This window comes from uncultured Maribacter sp. (assembly GCF_963975365.1).
Taxonomy (GTDB): domain Bacteria; phylum Bacteroidota; class Bacteroidia; order Flavobacteriales; family Flavobacteriaceae; genus Maribacter.
The window spans coordinates 13,095-29,096 of record NZ_CAXBGF010000020.1; the positions used below are offsets into that span (position 1 = coordinate 13,095).

The 16,002-nt window shown below is 35.2% G+C and carries 16 protein-coding genes and 1 other RNA gene; 10 read left to right on the forward strand and 7 right to left on the reverse strand.

Going from position 1 to position 16,002, the window contains the following annotated elements; translation table 11 throughout:
- Together AACZ49_RS16950 and AACZ49_RS16955 are read left to right on the forward strand one after the other, a co-directional pair.
- Entirely contained in the window at window positions 1–1,374 is a 1,374-nt protein-coding gene (locus tag AACZ49_RS16950) for a nucleotide pyrophosphatase/phosphodiesterase family protein (RefSeq protein ID WP_339657285.1), read from the forward strand.
- A 6-nt stretch (window positions 1,375–1,380) separates the two neighbouring features.
- Entirely contained in the window at window positions 1,381–1,728 is a 348-nt protein-coding gene (locus AACZ49_RS16955; RefSeq protein WP_339657286.1) for a transmembrane 220 family protein, read from the forward strand.
- On the opposite strand, the gene AACZ49_RS16960 is transcribed toward AACZ49_RS16955, so the two are convergent.
- Window positions 1,723–3,543, reverse strand: coding sequence for a DNA polymerase III subunit gamma/tau (locus AACZ49_RS16960; protein ID WP_339657288.1), 1,821 nt, complete (start codon window positions 3,541–3,543; stop codon window positions 1,723–1,725). The genes AACZ49_RS16955 and AACZ49_RS16960 overlap by 6 nt on opposite strands.
- A 109-nt stretch (window positions 3,544–3,652) precedes the next feature.
- Here AACZ49_RS16960 and rnpB point away from each other — a divergent pair.
- Window positions 3,653–3,974: RNase P RNA component class A (gene rnpB, locus AACZ49_RS16965), an RNA gene on the forward strand.
- 91 nt (window positions 3,975–4,065) lie between these two features.
- Here rnpB and AACZ49_RS16970 read toward each other — a convergent pair.
- From AACZ49_RS16970 to AACZ49_RS16980, 3 genes are read right to left on the reverse strand one after another with little or no spacing between them, the layout of a single operon-like run.
- A complete protein-coding gene (locus AACZ49_RS16970) occupies window positions 4,066–4,611 on the reverse strand; it encodes an RsmD family RNA methyltransferase (RefSeq protein ID WP_339657290.1) in 546 nt (181 codons plus the stop codon).
- Complete coding sequence (locus AACZ49_RS16975) at window positions 4,611–5,447, reverse strand: DUF3822 family protein (protein ID WP_339657291.1); 837 nt, start codon at window positions 5,445–5,447, stop codon at window positions 4,611–4,613. Before AACZ49_RS16975 ends, AACZ49_RS16970 begins: the two co-directional genes overlap by 1 nt.
- Window positions 5,425–6,075 (reverse strand): hypothetical protein, encoded by a 651-nt coding sequence (locus AACZ49_RS16980; RefSeq protein WP_339657292.1) that lies wholly within the window; start codon window positions 6,073–6,075, stop codon window positions 5,425–5,427. The genes AACZ49_RS16975 and AACZ49_RS16980 overlap by 23 nt, the downstream gene beginning before the upstream one ends.
- Window positions 6,076–6,176: 101 nt before the next feature.
- Between AACZ49_RS16980 and AACZ49_RS16985 the strand changes: the two genes are divergently transcribed.
- From AACZ49_RS16985 to AACZ49_RS17015, 7 genes are all read left to right on the forward strand, one after another.
- Window positions 6,177–7,610 carry an AAA family ATPase gene (locus tag AACZ49_RS16985; RefSeq protein ID WP_339657293.1) on the forward strand — a complete coding sequence of 478 codons (1,434 nt, stop codon included), beginning with the start codon at window positions 6,177–6,179 and terminating at the stop codon, window positions 7,608–7,610.
- Between the two features lie 61 nt (window positions 7,611–7,671).
- Window positions 7,672–8,241, forward strand: a complete 570-nt coding sequence (locus tag AACZ49_RS16990) for a DUF4126 domain-containing protein (RefSeq protein WP_339657294.1) — start codon at window positions 7,672–7,674, stop codon at window positions 8,239–8,241.
- Window positions 8,242–8,267: 26 nt separating this feature from the next.
- The gene (gene kdsB, locus AACZ49_RS16995; protein ID WP_339657316.1) at window positions 8,268–8,981 is read left to right on the forward strand and encodes a 3-deoxy-manno-octulosonate cytidylyltransferase; all 714 of its coding nucleotides are present in this window, start codon (window positions 8,268–8,270) and stop codon (window positions 8,979–8,981) included.
- Entirely contained in the window at window positions 8,972–9,670 is a 699-nt protein-coding gene (locus AACZ49_RS17000; RefSeq protein WP_339657295.1) for an HAD family hydrolase, read from the forward strand. Before kdsB ends, AACZ49_RS17000 begins: the two co-directional genes overlap by 10 nt.
- Before the next feature lie 23 nt (window positions 9,671–9,693).
- Window positions 9,694–10,803 (forward strand): iron-containing alcohol dehydrogenase family protein, encoded by a 1,110-nt coding sequence (locus tag AACZ49_RS17005; protein WP_339657296.1) that lies wholly within the window; start codon window positions 9,694–9,696, stop codon window positions 10,801–10,803.
- 67 nt (window positions 10,804–10,870) lie between these two features.
- On the forward strand, window positions 10,871–11,401 hold the full coding sequence (locus tag AACZ49_RS17010) for a 1-acyl-sn-glycerol-3-phosphate acyltransferase (protein WP_339657297.1): 531 nt from the start codon (window positions 10,871–10,873) through the stop codon (window positions 11,399–11,401).
- Window positions 11,402–12,171: 770 nt separating this feature from the next.
- Window positions 12,172–13,710, forward strand: coding sequence for a T9SS type A sorting domain-containing protein (locus AACZ49_RS17015; protein ID WP_339657317.1), 1,539 nt, complete (start codon window positions 12,172–12,174; stop codon window positions 13,708–13,710).
- A gap of 356 nt (window positions 13,711–14,066) precedes the next feature.
- On the opposite strand, the gene AACZ49_RS17020 is transcribed toward AACZ49_RS17015, so the two are convergent.
- From AACZ49_RS17020 to AACZ49_RS17030, 3 genes are all read right to left on the reverse strand, one after another.
- A complete protein-coding gene (locus AACZ49_RS17020; RefSeq protein ID WP_339657298.1) occupies window positions 14,067–14,777 on the reverse strand; it encodes a YebC/PmpR family DNA-binding transcriptional regulator in 711 nt (236 codons plus the stop codon).
- Window positions 14,778–14,875: 98 nt separating this feature from the next.
- Window positions 14,876–15,172 (reverse strand): 4a-hydroxytetrahydrobiopterin dehydratase, encoded by a 297-nt coding sequence (locus AACZ49_RS17025; RefSeq protein ID WP_339657299.1) that lies wholly within the window; start codon window positions 15,170–15,172, stop codon window positions 14,876–14,878.
- Window positions 15,173–15,180: 8 nt separating this feature from the next.
- Entirely contained in the window at window positions 15,181–16,002 is an 822-nt protein-coding gene (locus tag AACZ49_RS17030) for a sugar nucleotide-binding protein (RefSeq protein ID WP_339657300.1), read from the reverse strand.

Here is a 16,002-nt window from a genome sequence, read left to right on the forward strand (position 1 = left end):
ATGAAAAAGACAGTTGTTATTAATGTTGTAGGATTGACCAAACGATTAATAGGGGAGTATACTCCGTTTATAAAATCATTTTTAGAGAAAGGTGAAACCTCATATATAGAACCTATTTTACCCGCTGTCACTTGTGCTGTTCAGTCTACTTATGTTACAGGTAAATGGCCTTCAGAGCATGGTATAGTAGGTAATGGGTGGTATTTTAAAGATGAATGTGAGATAAAATTTTGGCGACAGTCTAATAAATTGGTACAACAGCCCAAACTATGGGATGATTTAAAAGAGAAATACCCAAATTTTACATGCGCGAATCATTTTTGGTGGTATAATATGTATTCTAATGTCGATTATAGCATTACCCCGAGACCGAATTATTTGGCTGATGGAAGGAAAATTCCGGATGTTTATTCGTATCCGGCTAAGTTGCGAGACGAAATGCAAGATGCTTTGGGTACTTTTCCATTGTTTGAATTTTGGGGTCCTAAAACCACGATAAAATCTTCAAGATGGATTGCTGATGCAGCGCTTTTGACCGATAAGAAACATAATCCTGATCTTACACTAATTTACTTACCTCATTTAGATTATAATCTACAGCGATTTGGTCTTGACTTTAGTATTATTTCTAAGGATCTTTTAGAGATAGATGAAGTTGTAAAAGATTTGGTGAATCACTATGAAGCTTTAGATGCTCGTGTAATATTGCTATCTGAATACGGAATTACAAATGTAAATAGGCCTGTACATCTGAATCGAATATTACGCAAAGAAGGTTATATCGCTATACGGGAAGAACGTGGCCTAGAGCTTTTAGATGCTGGTGAGAGTAATGCTTTTGCTGTAGCAGACCATCAAATTGCACATGTGTATTGCAAGAATTCAAAAGATATAGAACGAATAGCGCAATTAATAAAGACAGTTAAGGGTGTAGAAAAAGTGCTGTTTGGAGATGACTTGAAAACCTATCATATAGATCATGAACGCTGTGGTGATATTGTAGTGGTTGCTGATAAGGATTCTTGGTTCACATATTATTTTTGGTTAGACGATTCTAAAGCACCAGATTATGCCAGAATGGTAGATATTCATAAGAAACCAGGTTATGATCCTGTTGAAATGTTAACCGATCCAAAAGATAAATTGGTAATGGCTAAAGTGTTGGGTAAGTTATTGAAGAAAAAACTTGGCTTTAGAACCGTTATGAATATAATTCCTGTTGATGCAACTTTAATTAAAGGCTCTCATGGTCGTTTGACAGAAGATAAAGAGGACTACCCGATTTTTATAAGTAACTATACAGATAGGAATAATGAGAATTCGATAACTGCTATTCAGGTACGTGATCTCATTGAAGATCACCTGTTAAACTAAATTCTTATGAATCTATTATTTAAGATACTTGGGTACTTGTTTATTATTCTGTTTACCGTTGGTGCAGTTTTGCAATATAATGATCCAGATTCTTTATATTGGATTATTATTTACGCAATTGCTGCATTTGTTTCTTTGTTGTTCGCATTAAACAAAATAGGATTTGTACTTCCTTTGGCACTGGGGGCGCTTGCTTTTGTTGGGTTTTTATACCTATACCCGACCAATTTTCAAGGATTTGATTTAAACGATGGAGATATAGAGACAGTGGAGTTGGGTAGAGAGGCTTTTGGTCTATTGATAATTTCAATAGTAATGCTTGTATTTAGTTTTTGTATAAAAAGAAAGTTATAAGTCTAAATCGAATTCGGTTCTGAGTAAATCGATTACAGGGTTTTTCTCCCTAAGTTTTTCATATTTTTCTTCGGGGGTAAAAGCAAATTTTTTAGCCGTTGCTTCATTGACGCTAATGTCTAATTGAATAAAATGATTGTTCAATTTAGCGCGTAAATACTCCATTAGCTCAAACTGTTCACGCTCAATTTCCTTTTTCATAGTTCCATTAGGAAGCTCAATATGAATTTTAAAATCTTCTTTTAATTTAGGAATATCAGTATTTAAATTTGAAGCCAGAATTTTTTGACCTTTTCGGTCTATGTTTTCAATAAATTCGGCCCAATGTTTGCGTAATTCTTCTTGCGTGAAAGGATCTTTCGGTAAGTTGTTTTCGTCAATAACAACTTCGATTTTGTTAAGCTCATGCTGTTTTTTTGCATTTAGGCTAGAAATAGATAGTCCTGAAACACGTTTATGGGGTAAATTTATTTTAATTTTATTCTGAGCAGGTTCTTCAGTGATTTCTTTTGGCCTTTCTTCAACTAAAGGAATTTCTTCAGTTTCATTCTTGTTTATGAAAGGCTCTATAACTGTAGTTGAGACAGGCTCAGAAATTTCTGCATTCCCTTTTACAATAGGTACAGGGCTATGTAGAGTAGTTTCGGCTACAGGTTCTTTTTGTGAAGATTTCGGTAATTGTTTATAAAAAGCAGCGGGGGCAATAAAATCAATTGTTTTATTATGAAGTGCTACTGATTCAGGATTTTTTTTTTCTCCATCAAAATCGATAGAGGCAAGTTTCATAAGCGTTAGTTCAACTAATAAGCGTTGATTTTTACTCGTTTTGTATTTTAGATCACAGTCATTTGCAATTTCCAGACCTTGAAGTAAAAAGGAAGGAGATGTTCTTTTGCTTTGGTCTCTATATAATTGCTGAGCCGCTTCACCTACTTCCAATAAAGTTATAGTATCAGGATGTTGGCATACCATTAAATCCCTAAAATGCGAGGCAAGTCCCGATATGAAATGGTGTCCGTCAAATCCTAGCGATAAAGTTTTATTGAAAAGCAAAAGTAACTTTGGAATGTTATGTTCCAGTATTAAATCTGTTGCTTCAAAATACGTATCATAGTCTAAAACATTAAGATTTTCTGTTACTGCTTTTCGTGTAAGATCAACCCCGGAAAAACTAACTACTCTATCGAAAATAGATAAAGCATCTCGCATTGCTCCATCGGCCTTTTGGGCAATAATGTGTAGAGCATCTTCTTCTGCGTTAATGCCTTGGTTTTCTGCAATATATTTTAAATATTCTGCAGCATCTTTAACTGTGATCCTTTTGAAATCAAATATTTGACATCTAGAAAGTATCGTTGGTATAATCTTATGCTTTTCTGTTGTAGCAAGAATAAAAATGGCATGTTTAGGTGGTTCTTCTAATGTTTTAAGAAAAGCATTAAAAGCAGACTGAGATAGCATATGCACCTCATCAATAATATAAACTTTGTATTTACCTACTTGTGGTGGTATACGTACTTGATCTATTAGATTTCGTATGTCGTCAACAGAGTTATTTGAGGCGGCATCAAGTTCAAAAATGTTGAATGCAAAATCTTCATCTTCACGTTCGGTACCATCAGAATTTATCTGTTTTGCCAAAATACGGGCACAAGTAGTTTTACCAACACCTCTTGGACCGCAAAAAAGTAGTGCTTGCGCCAAATGATTTTGGTCAATTGCATTTTGTAGTGTATTGGTAATAGCTTGTTGCCCCACAACATCCTTAAAGGTCTGTGGTCTATACTTACGTGCCGATACGATAAATGGTTCCAAAATACAACTACGTTTTTAGCTTTTACAAATATAAATATAGCGGTGAATTCTAAAGTGAATTAAGAATAGAGATCATCCTTAGTTATCAACAATTACAGTACATTTGCGCAAAGCAGGCCACCTTATCGCGGATTTTCCCGAAGCTTCGGGAAAATACGAGGAAAGTCCGGACACCATAGTGCAGTATAGCGGGTAACGCCCGTCCGCTGAAAAGTGAGGACAAGTGCAACAGAAAGCAAGTACAGTTCGGCTGTAGTGAAAACAGGTAAACTCTATACGGTGAAACGTCATGTAAATCGGTGTTTAAGGGCTGCACGCTCAAGCCGAAGGGTAGGCGGTTAGAGCCTTGGGGTAACCCTTGGCCTAGATAAATGATAAGGAATTCTGAATTTTTTCAGTATACAGAATCCGGCTTATGGCCTGCTTTTTTTATTAAGATATTAAATCTAAGATTTGGGTAATCGAATTAACCCTGAGCATAGCCTAAGGGTGTTTTATGTTTTTGTAGATTTAATTTAAACTTTAGGATTCTTGGTTTTCAAAAAAGCTAAATACACTACCACCATATTTTCGAGAATTTTTATAAAAAGGAAGGTCAGCTAAACTAGTTCTGTTAGAATGTTCAATTATTAGGAGCCCATCCTTTAAAAGAAGTTCGTTTTCAAAAACTAATCGGGGTAATTTCTCGAAATCGGAAAGTTCCATATCGTAGAAAGGATCAGCAAAAATGATATCGAATTGTTCTGTATTGCGTTGTAAAAAAGTAAAAACATCGCTTTTTAAAGTGCGAATATTCATAGCTAAAATCGAAACGGTTTTATCAATGAACTCTATACAACCTGAGTGGGTATCAACAGCAAGAATATCATTTACGCCTCTAGATGAGAATTCATAGCTAATATTGCCCGTACCTGCAAAGAGGTCTAATACTTTTAAATCTGGAAAATAATAACTGTTAGTCAATATGTTGAATAAACTTTCTTTGGCCATATCTTTTGTAGGCCTAACGGGTAATTTTTTTGGTGCCTGTAAATTTCGTCCTTTATGTTTTCCTGAAATGATGCGCATTATATGGTGTTGATTAATGTGAAATCTATTGATTTAGATTCAGGTTCACCTAATTTTATTAATTGAGGTGAAGACGGGGCGAATATGCTAATATTTTGAATATAGGAAAAGCATAGTTGAAATATAGGGCTATCTTCTTCGATGCCTCCAAAAAGTTTTACCACTGCAGTTTTTGGGTCCAATTCAAGCTGTTCTAAAACGAATAGTAGATAATAAGCAAAGTCTTCTTTAGTATCATAAAGAAAACTATTGTATAGCAGCAATTTACGCTGATTGAGTACAGCAATATCTAACTGATTCCTTTTTACATGAACATAACATATGGTTACATTATTTTGTTCCTGGTTATTCATTAATGACTGCAAAAGAACTGTGCCGTTGTGCATATAGGTGAACTCTCCAAAAAGCTCATAGATATAATTGTTGATGTTCATGTAGGGTACATAGACATTTACCAATTCGTGATTTTCAACTATATCGTAAGAAAGTACATCTGTAGCTAAAACCTTAGTGTTAAATTTAAGATATTCTAAAAGATGATCTGCGTTGAATAATGATTTCGGTACTAGGCCAAATAGAGTATTTCGATGAACAACAACTACTTCATCAAATTCCATGTGGTTGAGTTGATGTTCTTGAAATAGATTTTTCAATTCCTCTAAAACCAAAATGGGATTTTTTTCTTCTAAAAAATCGACACTACCGGAAAAGAGTAATTTTTGTGAAACAGTATCTGCTACACAAAAAGAAAGTCCATTCAAGCTAACCTGAATGGACAATTTCTTAAAATTTTTATCCGCTATATCTAATCGGTTATTGATCGTTTTTCTTGTCATAGATAGGAGGCCAGTTACCGCTCGTGCTAACTTCGTCTAAAGAACCAACATAAATTGATGGTCCGTTTACTTCTTCAACACTTAAAGCTGCGTTTTCGCGTGCCAATAAATCTTTTGGCTGATCATAAAGTATTACATTTTTAGCAACCTTAGCTTCAAATACAGGAGCTCTATATCCACTTTTATCAACAAAAGCTGCTTTCATTTCAAACTTTTCACCGTTTGGTGCAGTAGGGACATCCATTAGAGTTTTATATCTAGAATCTTTTTTGAAAAGAGAATCTTTTACAGAAATGAATCCTAATGTGTCAATGATTTTTACTTCTTTTAATAAATCGATACCGTAAGCTTTATCGAATTCCATGAAAGAAGAATCTCTTTGTTGTGTAATTACATATTTGCCTGTATCTATAAAACGAATAAGACTATTAAAGTCATTTGCGTATTTGCCATTTACAGTTTTGTAGGCATCCTGAGAATTTCGAATGTCTTTCAATTTAGCTACTACTTGAGCATAACGCTCTTGTTTTACTTCTTTAAACTTAATTGGTCCAGTGATGGAATTATAAATTAGGTATCCTAAAGCGATACACCCAACCCAAAGTACAATTTGTATAATGGTCTTCATTTTGTATGTGTTATTTTAATTTAGTGGTCTTCACAAATCTACAATTTTTTTTTAATCGTAAAAGTTTTTGGCCTAAAAATCATCTTTATCTTTGAGAGCTCATGAAATCAATAACTCCCGCATCTTTTTATAGTTTACTGGAAACTAAATTTCCACATACACCAACTGCCACACAATCAGTCGCTTTGCAAAAATTAGCAGTGTTTACATTGTCTTCAATTAAAGATGAAGTTTTTTTATTGAAAGGTTATGCAGGTACAGGGAAAACTACATTAATTGGTACTTTAGTGAACAGTCTTTGGAAAGTTCAGAAGAAAGCTGTGCTTATGGCGCCTACTGGTAGGGCGGCAAAAGTAATGTCGAATTACTCAAATACGCAAGCATTTACCATACACCGAAAAATATATTTCCCAAAAAAACAAAGTGGGGGCGGAGTGCAATTCGTATTAGCACCAAACAAACATAGAGATACCTTGTTTATTGTAGATGAAGCATCAATGATACCAGATACCGCAGCCGATTCTAAATTGTTCGAAAATGGCTCGTTATTAGACGATTTAATGATGTTCGTATATTCTGGACATAAATGTAAGTTACTATTGATTGGTGATACGGCACAATTGCCTCCGGTGCATTTAGTGTTGAGTCCAGCATTAGATGCTGATAGACTTTCATTGAATTACAATAAAGAAGTAGTTCGATTAGAATTAGAAGAAGTAGTTAGGCAAGCCGGCGATTCAGGTATTTTAGCAAATGCAACCTTATTAAGGGAACAATTGCAAGGTGATTTCTTCGATGACTTTAAGTTTGATGTAAACCCATTTGATGATATAGTTAGATTAATTGATGGTAATGAGATACAGGAGGCCATCGATAGTTCTTATTCAGAAAATGGTAAAGAAGAAACAGCTTTTATAGTAAGGTCAAATAAAAGAGCGAATCTATATAATCAGAACATACGAGAAAGAATATTATTCTTAGAAAATGATATAGCTGTGGGCGATTTTATGATGGTTGTCAAGAACAATTATTATTGGCTTAAACCAAGCTCTGAAGCTGGCTTCATTGCCAATGGAGATATTATTGAAATTTTAGAAATTTTTGATATTAAAGAAATCTACACGTTTAAATTTGCAGAGGTAAAAGTGAAAATGGTAGATTATCCAAATATGGCTCCTTTCGAAACAGTATTGTTATTGGATACAATTGCTGCAGAGTCACCCTCATTATCGTATGAAGATGGTAATAGGCTTTACCAAGAAGTTCTGAAAGACTTTGCTCATGAGAATTCTAAGTATAAAAAATTTTTAGGTGTAAAGAACAATAAATATTTTAACGGACTTCAAGTTAAATTTTCTTATGCGATAACCTGTCATAAATCACAAGGAGGGCAATGGAATACGGTTTTTGTTGAGCAACCTTACCTTCCAAATGGTATTGACAAAGAATATTTACGATGGTTATATACAGCTGTTACCAGAGCAAAAAATAAATTATACCTTATCGGCTTTAAAGACGATTTTTTTCTTGAATAAGAAAAGATTATTTTAGTGATTATGGATATGGAAAATTACTATATCTAATATAGAAGTAAGCATGACAACCGATACAGTTTTAAGCATATTTTTAGGAATAGGATTAGCCGCTTCAGTAGGATTTAGGGTTTTTTTACCCTTATTTGCATTGAGTTTAGCATCTTATTTTGGAGTTTGGGACTTAAACGAAAACTGGCAATGGATTGGCAGTTTGGTGGCAGTTCTAACTTTAGGTGTAGCCACTTTATTGGAAATATTCGCTTATTTTATTCCTTGGTTCGATAATTTATTAGACAGTATTGCAGTACCATTAGCGGCTATGGCAGGTACTGCGGTAATGGTGTCGACTGTTGCAGATTTAGATCCCGTAATAACGTGGTCATTGGCTATTATTGCAGGTGGGGGAACGGCAACGGTAATTAAAGGTGCTGGTGCGACAGGTAGGCTGGCGTCAACAGCTACAACTGGTGGTTTGGCAAATCCCATTTATGCATCCATCGAAACTGGAACAGCGGTGGTAGTAACAGCAGCATCTATTTTTGCACCGATATTCGCCGCGATACTTGTCATTATTATCTTGATAATAATTTTTAGGATTTATAGAAGAATTCGTCCAAGAACAAAAACATAAAATAGATTTAGTTGAAAATAATAGCAATGATTCCTGCACGATATGCGGCATCGAGATTTCCTGCAAAATTAATGCAAGATTTGGCCGGTAAACCTGTCATTTTACGAACCTATCAAGCTGCAATACAAACCAAATTGTTCGATGAGGTTTATGTAGTAACCGATAGTGAAATCATATATGATACCATAGTTAAAGAAGGTGGTTTGGCAATAATGAGTAAAAAAGAACATGATTGCGGTAGTGATCGTATTGCCGAGGCGGTAATGCACATGGATGTTGATATTATTGTTAATGTACAAGGTGATGAGCCTTTTACAGATCGTGAAAGTTTAGAAGGCGTATTAAAGGTATTTGAAAGTGATGTTCATAAAGAAATCGACTTGGCCTCCCTCATGGTTAAAATTACGGATGAAGAGGAGATTAATAATCCAAATACGGTTAAAGTTATTGTTGATAATAGAAATTTTGCATTGTATTTTTCGAGGTCACCAATACCTTATCCTAGGGCAAAAGACGCGAATACATTGTATTTTAAGCATAAAGGAATATATGCATTTAGAAAAAGTGCTTTGATGGATTTCCAACGGTTACCAATGCTACAATTAGAAGCAACCGAAAAAATTGAAGCCATACGCTATTTAGAATATGGAAAGAAAATTAAAATGGTAGAAACCCATGTTCAAGGGATAGAAATAGATACACCAGAGGATTTAAAGAAAGCACAGGCCGCATGGAAATAAATTTTGATGGAATAAATGTTATTGGTTTCGATGCCGATGATACATTGTGGGTAAATGAAACTTATTTTAGGGACACAGAAAATAAGTTTGCAGATTTATTGGAAAAATATGAGACTAAGAACAAAATTGACCAAGAGTTATTTCGAACAGAAATAAAAAATCTTGATTTATACGGCTATGGAATAAAGGGTTTTATGTTATCTATGATAGAATGTGCCTTAGATTTATCAAATAATGAAGTTTCGTCAAAAACAATAAGTTCCTTGTTGGATTTGGGAAAAGAGATGATTTCGCAACCTGTAGAATTATTAATTGGCGTAGAAGAGGTATTGAAGAATTTGAAAGATAAGTATCGACTAATTGTTTTAACTAAAGGAGACTTGTTAGATCAAGAACGTAAATTAGAGAGATCCGGACTTTCTGAATATTTTCATCATGTTGAAGTGTTGAGTGATAAAAAGGAAAAAAATTATAGTGATTTGCTTGAACATTTACAGATATCACCTGGTGAGTTTTTAATGATAGGTAATTCTTTGAAATCTGATGTATTGCCTTTGGTAGAGATAGGAGCACGTGCCATACATGTACCTTTTCATACTACTTGGGAACATGAAGAAGTAAAAGAACCAATTGAGAATAACGGCTACATGACAATTTCTAAGTTGACTGATATTCTTAAATATGTTTAATAACAATCGAAGTAAAAAAAGAAATGGCATTGAAGAATATACCAACTAAAGCTTCACAGGAATATCGAAATTTTCCGATGGTACCTAGAGTAGTCTATGGTAAAGGTAGTTTCAATACCCTAGGTGATATTTTAATGCCAAAACGGAAGAATTCAGAAGCTCCCATGATATTTTTGGTAGATGATGTTTTTGAAGGTAGTGAGCTTATTAATCGAATTCCAAGTATATTCTGTGATCAAATCATTTTAATCTCTGCGGAGGAAGAGCCAAAAACAAATCAGGTAGATGCTTTGGTCAGTATGATCAGAGCGAGGTTTGCCGAATTGCCTTCAGGTATTATTGGTATAGGAGGCGGTACTTTATTAGACTTGTCCAAAGCAGTTGCTATAATGTTGACTAATAAGGGCAGTGCTTCAGAATATCAAGGTTGGGACTTGGTGCAAAAACAATCAATTTACCATGTCGGCATACCTACTATTAGTGGTACGGGTGCTGAAGTTTCTAGAACAACGGTACTTTTGGGCCCAGAAAAAAAATTGGGCATCAATTCAGATTTCACCACATTCGACCAAGTTGTTTTAGACCCAGAATTAACAAAAGGAGTACCAAAAGAACAGTGGTTTTATACGGGTATGGATTGTTTTATTCATTGTATTGAATCTCTTAATGGAACATTTTTAAATGCCTTCAGTAAAAGCTATGGCGAAAAATCTTTGGAGCTCTGTAAAGAAGTATTTCTGGAGGATATATCGGGGTCTGAAAGTAGGGAAAAACTTATGATGGCATCTTGGCATGGCGGCATGAGTATAGCATATTCTCAAGTAGGTGTAGCCCATGCAATGAGTTATGGTTTAGGATATGTTTTAGGAATTAAGCACGGTATAGGTAATTGCCTTGTTTTTCAATATCTCGAAGAGTTTTATCCGCAAGGTGTTGCATTATTTAATAAAATGCGTAAGAATCATCAAATAGTATTGCCAAAAAACATTTGTTCTAAATTGTCAGAATCTGAAATGGATACAATGATTTCTGTAGCCATGGGGATGGAGCCTTTATGGGAAAATGCATTAGGAGAAAATTGGAAGTCTTTAATTACCGTCAAAAAACTAAAAGCTATCTATCAAAAGATATAATCTCATAAGCTTTAATCCTAATAAAGACAGTTGAGATAATCTAAAATTATATCGGTGCAATAACAATATGCAAAAATTAGCAAAATTTATTTATTTCAAAATTTTGGGGTGGTCGATTAACGGTGAATTTCCATCTCATTTAGACAAATTCGTAGCTATCGTAGTGCCACATACCAGTTGGTGGGATTTTGTTTTAGGTCTATTAGTGCGAAAAGTTTGGGATGAAGAAATAAATTATATAGGAAAGAAAAGCCTTTTCGATTCTCCTTTCGGTTGGTTTTTTAAATGGACAGGTGGTGCGCCAATAGATAGGGGCAAAAGTAGCGATACGGTTTCTGCAATCGCTAAAATCTTTAAAGAACGGCAAAAATTCAGACTTGCATTGTCACCAGAAGGCACCCGAAAAAAAGTGGATAAATGGAAAACAGGTTTTTATCATATTGCCAAACAAGCTGAAGTTCCTATTGTTTTGGTTGCTTTTGATTTTGGTAAAAAAGAGATTAAAGTTTCCGAACCAAAATGGCCTACAAACAATATGGAGAAAGATTTTAATACATATGCCCAATTTTATGAAGGGGTAAAAGGTAAAATGAGATAGGTAGTCAAATTTTAAATTAAAATTGCACTCCTTAATTTATAGGGCAACCAAGCGGATAGTGTAACTATTTGTGCAGGGGACCCTTTAAGTTTTGATATAGCTCCAGTGGTGTCCATTATGTAACGATTACGGACGCCAATGGAGCTACATCACAATGCAGTGTTACTATAACAGAACCTGCTGGAGGTAATTGCAATGCATTTACAAGTACTATTGAGCAGGATAGACTATCAACGAACCACGAAACAGAAGATGGTGTCGCAACGGTATACCCTACTGGCGGTATAGGTCAACTCACTTATCTGTGGGATAATGGTGAGACCACCCAAACAGCAACAAGTTTAACATACGGTCTTCACAGCGTTACGGTCACTGATGCTAATGGATGTAAGACCAGTAGTCTAATAGATATAGCCAAAGAACTGTACTGTTGGATCAACCTTTATGGGAACGTTAGTGTATATGGTGCCAAAGATGGTACTGCCAAGGTTCATGGGAATGGTGGGTTTAGACCACATAGCTTTAAATGGGATTATGGTACAACGGAGCAGTTAAACGAGAACCTAAGTGCAGGCACCCATTATGTAACCATTACAGATGCCACAGGTGCAACCTCGCAATGTAGTATAACCATAAAACAACCGAACCAAGAGGTTTGTGATGGTTTCGATAACGATGGTGATGGTCAAATCGATGAAGGCTTTGACCAAGATGGTGATGGTATTGCCGATTGTTTTGATATCTGTGATAAAGGCGATGATCATGTGGACATGGACAATGATGGAATTCCAGATGCATGTGATGACGATATCTGTGTAAAAAATGAAAAACCAATGACAGAATGTTACCAGACCGCGGTTTGGGACCAACAATTATGTAGTTGGATTATTTCTGGAGTACAGCCGATGCAACCTGTAACGGAATGTTACGAAACAGCAGAATGGAACGGTAATACTTGTACTTGGGACATTTTGGACGGTCAACCGGAGATGCCAATGACATTATGTTACCAAACTGCGGTCTGGAGCGATCAGATCTGCGACTGGGAAATCAACGGTGAGAAGCCTTTGGAGCCTATTACGGAATGTTACGAAACTGCAGAATGGAACGGTACTACTTGTACTTGGGACATTTTGGACGGTCAACCGGAGATGCCAATGACATTATGTTACCAAACTGCGGTCTGGAGCGATCAGATCTGCGACTGGGAAATCAACGGTGAGAAGCCTTTGGAGCCTATGATTGAATGTTATGAAATGGCGTTATGGAATGTGCAGACCTGCGGTTGGGACATAGTTGGCGAAAAGCCAATGGAGCCTGAAACGGAATGTTATGAAACAGCAGTATGGAACGAAGCTACATGTATCTGGGACATAGTGGATGGACAACCCGAGATGCCACTAACGGAATGTTATGAGATGGCAGAGTGGAATGAACAGACCTGTAGTTGGGATATTGTTGGCGAACAGCCTGAAATGCCGGAAACTGAATGTAAAGAGACTGCAGTCTGGAATGATGTGACCTGTGAATGGGATATAATTGAAAATGATAATGACTGTGGAACAGGATCCATTGACAAATGTGAGACGGCATTTGCCAGATCTTCAGATGAAAACGTTAGAACTTGTTTCTTGGATATACCCAATGTAAGTGGTAACCGATGGGGATGGACAAATGTATTCCCGTCTACCAATGGTACCTATAACATGGATCTATATGCCGCTGCTGGCCAGTGTACTATTTCGAATGGTGCTCTGGTAGGAAATGTGGAGGTTATTTATATCGATGGTGCTGTAGAGGTAACAGTTTCTACTTTAAGTGGGTATAAAATGACTGTCGCCCAATTATATATTGGCACTGAAATTTTACCAACAGTTAATAATGGTAGGTTCACCACTGCTCCAGGTCAGTATCCTTATAGCGATACGGTAGAAGGGGACTTTAATACTTTTACATTCGAAAATGTAAATATTGGAAATCCGGGCAATTTCTATGTAGTACTTCATGCCGATGTTTGTCCGAATGTGACAGTACCTAAAAAAACAGCATCGGTCAATCTAGAGCTGACGGCTTATCCAGTGCCATTTAAGGATCATTTAAATGTTAATATAGAGTCTCCAGTAAATATGAATGGCACATTATCATTGTATAATGGTATTGGACAAAAACTTCAGGATTTTGGAACATATACGATAAAGAAAGGGGATAATGATATTAATTTGAATATGGGAGAAATACCTAGAGGTTTGTTCTTTATCCAAATGACTTCTGTATATGGAACGGAAACTTTAAAAATTATAAGGAAGTAATTGTAATAGAAATGGTTGCCAATATTTTAATTACATTGGAACTATACTAAAATAGAGAATTGTATAATTTAAAATGTGCATTGATCGCAAATAAAAACCACTCATTTGAGTGGCTTTTATAATTGCATTAATTTTCGATTTTCATCTAGTTAGCAAAGGGATAATTTTTTTTAGATGAATTATTCTTGTTTTTTTATCAATTACAGCTTGGATGAATCGAGAATTGCGAGAACAACCTATAATTATTTTTATACTCCTGGCAAAAAAAAACAATGTCGCTTTCCGATGATTAATGGACTGATTCTCGAAAAGCAGATAATTACTTTTAATTTTTTAATGATATTTCCTAATTGTATCTATTCTTCCATAGAATGATATACGTTCTGTACGTCGTCATCTTCTTCTAATTTTTCCAAAAGTTTTTCTACATCAGCAGCATCTTCTTCAGATAATGCTTTGGTGACTTGTGGAATTCGTTCAAAACCTGAGGAAAGTATTTCAAGTTCTCTGTTTTCTAATTCTTTTTGTAGTGCTCCGAAACTTTCAAATGGGCCGTATATTAAAATACCATCATCATCTACAAAAACTTCTTCTGCTCCAAAATCAATCAGTTCTAATTCTAATTCTTCAGGATCTATACCTTCAGCAGGAATTCTAAAATTACAGGTATGGTCGAACATGAATTCCACAGAACCCGATGTGCCTAAGTTGCCATTACATTTATTAAAATAACTTCTAACATTGGCTACCGTTCTTGTATTATTGTCTGTTGCGGTTTCCACTAGAACAGCAATGCCGTGAGGTGCATACCCTTCAAAAAGAACTTCTTTGTAATCTCCGAGACTCTTGTCACTTGCTCTTTTAATTGCACGTTCAACATTGTCTTTAGGCATGTTAACCGCCTTGGCATTCTGTATAACCGCTCTAAGGCGTGAATTGGAATCTGGATCTGGTCCGCCTTCTTTTACGGCCATAACAATATCCTTGCCAATTCTAGTGAAGGCCTTGGACATTGCTGACCATCTTTTCATTTTACGTGCTTTTCTAAACTCAAAAGCTCTTCCCATAGTAAATTATTTTAAACAAATGTACAAAAACAAGAGATGTTCAGAAATCATTTAAAGTACTTCACTGAACACAATTATCGTATGATTTGACTTGGTTATTATTCGCTTTCTACAATATCTTCAATAATTCGTGCAAGTACAAAATCTTTTTCGGTAACCCCATTTGCATCATGGGTGCTTAAGCGAATATTTAAAGTTTTATAAACATTGCTCCAATCAGGGTGGTGGTTTTGAGCTTCGCATTCAAATGCGATTCGTGTCATAACAGAAAAAGCCTCTTTGAAATCTTTAAACTCGAAAGTGGTTTCAATAGCTCCATCCACATATTCCCATCCGTCTAATTGACCAAGATAATCTGCTATTTGTTGATCAGTAAATTTTTCTACTTCTTTCATAATTGTTTCTAATTAAGGATATGATGATCAATAATATCCTGATATGTAAATTGTAAATTTTTCGGTAATTTATTGGTTTTGGGCAGTACTGCCAAATATCGATCTTCATTGGTAGTATATACCCTTTTCAATATCGGATTGAAACTACCTACGCGTTCTAAAACTTCCTTTATAAAATCTTCATGATGCGTAAGGTCATTACTGCCCAAATGATAAATTCCAGTTTTATTTCTATTTATAAGATAATGAATTTGCTGCGTTATTTTGTCATCATTTGTTACGTTTAAAATTAAATTTGGAAATACTTCAATAGGTTCATTTTCGATGATAGCCTTTTTCATATCCCGTATTCTTGGAGAACTATTTCCAAATACCATGGGGACTCTTAAGATAGCCATTTTCTCTTTTGGTAATTTCAAAAGCATATTTTCAATTCTAATTTTCAGTCTGCCATATATACTTTCTGATAACGTTTTATCCATCTCGTAAGATGGATATTTAGTATAGGCATCGAAAACATTCGCTGATGAAATAAAATATATTTTGCAATCTTGTTTTGTAACATATTCTAAAATATGCTCGTGTGCTATTATTAGAGAGGCAAAATTTCCTCTTAAAGCAGAAATTATCAATTGCGGTTTCACTGATTGTAATATCTCAACGATATCGTCTTCTTCTAAATTATAATGCACGAATTGTCTATTGGAAGAGAATGAATTTGCAGCGTGACAATAGGTGCCATAGGTGTCAAAATAATTACAAAGCTCTTTATAAATAGCATTGCCTATGAAGCCGCTACCACCAAGAATCAATATTTTATTATTATCCAA

Coding starts and splice junctions, on each gene's coding strand:
- AACZ49_RS16950 (WP_339657285.1), top strand. CDS start 1: ATGAAAAAGACAGTTGTTATTAATGTTGTAGGATTGACCAAACGATTA.
- AACZ49_RS16955 (WP_339657286.1), top strand. CDS start 1,381: ATGAATCTATTATTTAAGATACTTGGGTACTTGTTTATTATTCTGTTT.
- AACZ49_RS16970 (WP_339657290.1), bottom strand. CDS start 4,611: ATGCGCATCATTTCAGGAAAACATAAAGGACGAAATTTACAGGCACCA.
- AACZ49_RS16975 (WP_339657291.1), bottom strand. CDS start 5,447: ATGACAAGAAAAACGATCAATAACCGATTAGATATAGCGGATAAAAAT.
- AACZ49_RS16980 (WP_339657292.1), bottom strand. CDS start 6,075: ATGAAGACCATTATACAAATTGTACTTTGGGTTGGGTGTATCGCTTTA.
- AACZ49_RS16985 (WP_339657293.1), top strand. CDS start 6,177: ATGAAATCAATAACTCCCGCATCTTTTTATAGTTTACTGGAAACTAAA.
- AACZ49_RS16990 (WP_339657294.1), top strand. CDS start 7,672: ATGACAACCGATACAGTTTTAAGCATATTTTTAGGAATAGGATTAGCC.
- kdsB (WP_339657316.1), top strand. CDS start 8,268: ATGATTCCTGCACGATATGCGGCATCGAGATTTCCTGCAAAATTAATG.
- AACZ49_RS17000 (WP_339657295.1), top strand. CDS start 8,972: ATGGAAATAAATTTTGATGGAATAAATGTTATTGGTTTCGATGCCGAT.
- AACZ49_RS17005 (WP_339657296.1), top strand. CDS start 9,694: ATGGCATTGAAGAATATACCAACTAAAGCTTCACAGGAATATCGAAAT.
- AACZ49_RS17010 (WP_339657297.1), top strand. CDS start 10,871: ATGCAAAAATTAGCAAAATTTATTTATTTCAAAATTTTGGGGTGGTCG.
- AACZ49_RS17015 (WP_339657317.1), top strand. CDS start 12,172: ATGGACAATGATGGAATTCCAGATGCATGTGATGACGATATCTGTGTA.
- AACZ49_RS17020 (WP_339657298.1), bottom strand. CDS start 14,777: ATGGGAAGAGCTTTTGAGTTTAGAAAAGCACGTAAAATGAAAAGATGG.
- AACZ49_RS17025 (WP_339657299.1), bottom strand. CDS start 15,172: ATGAAAGAAGTAGAAAAATTTACTGATCAACAAATAGCAGATTATCTT.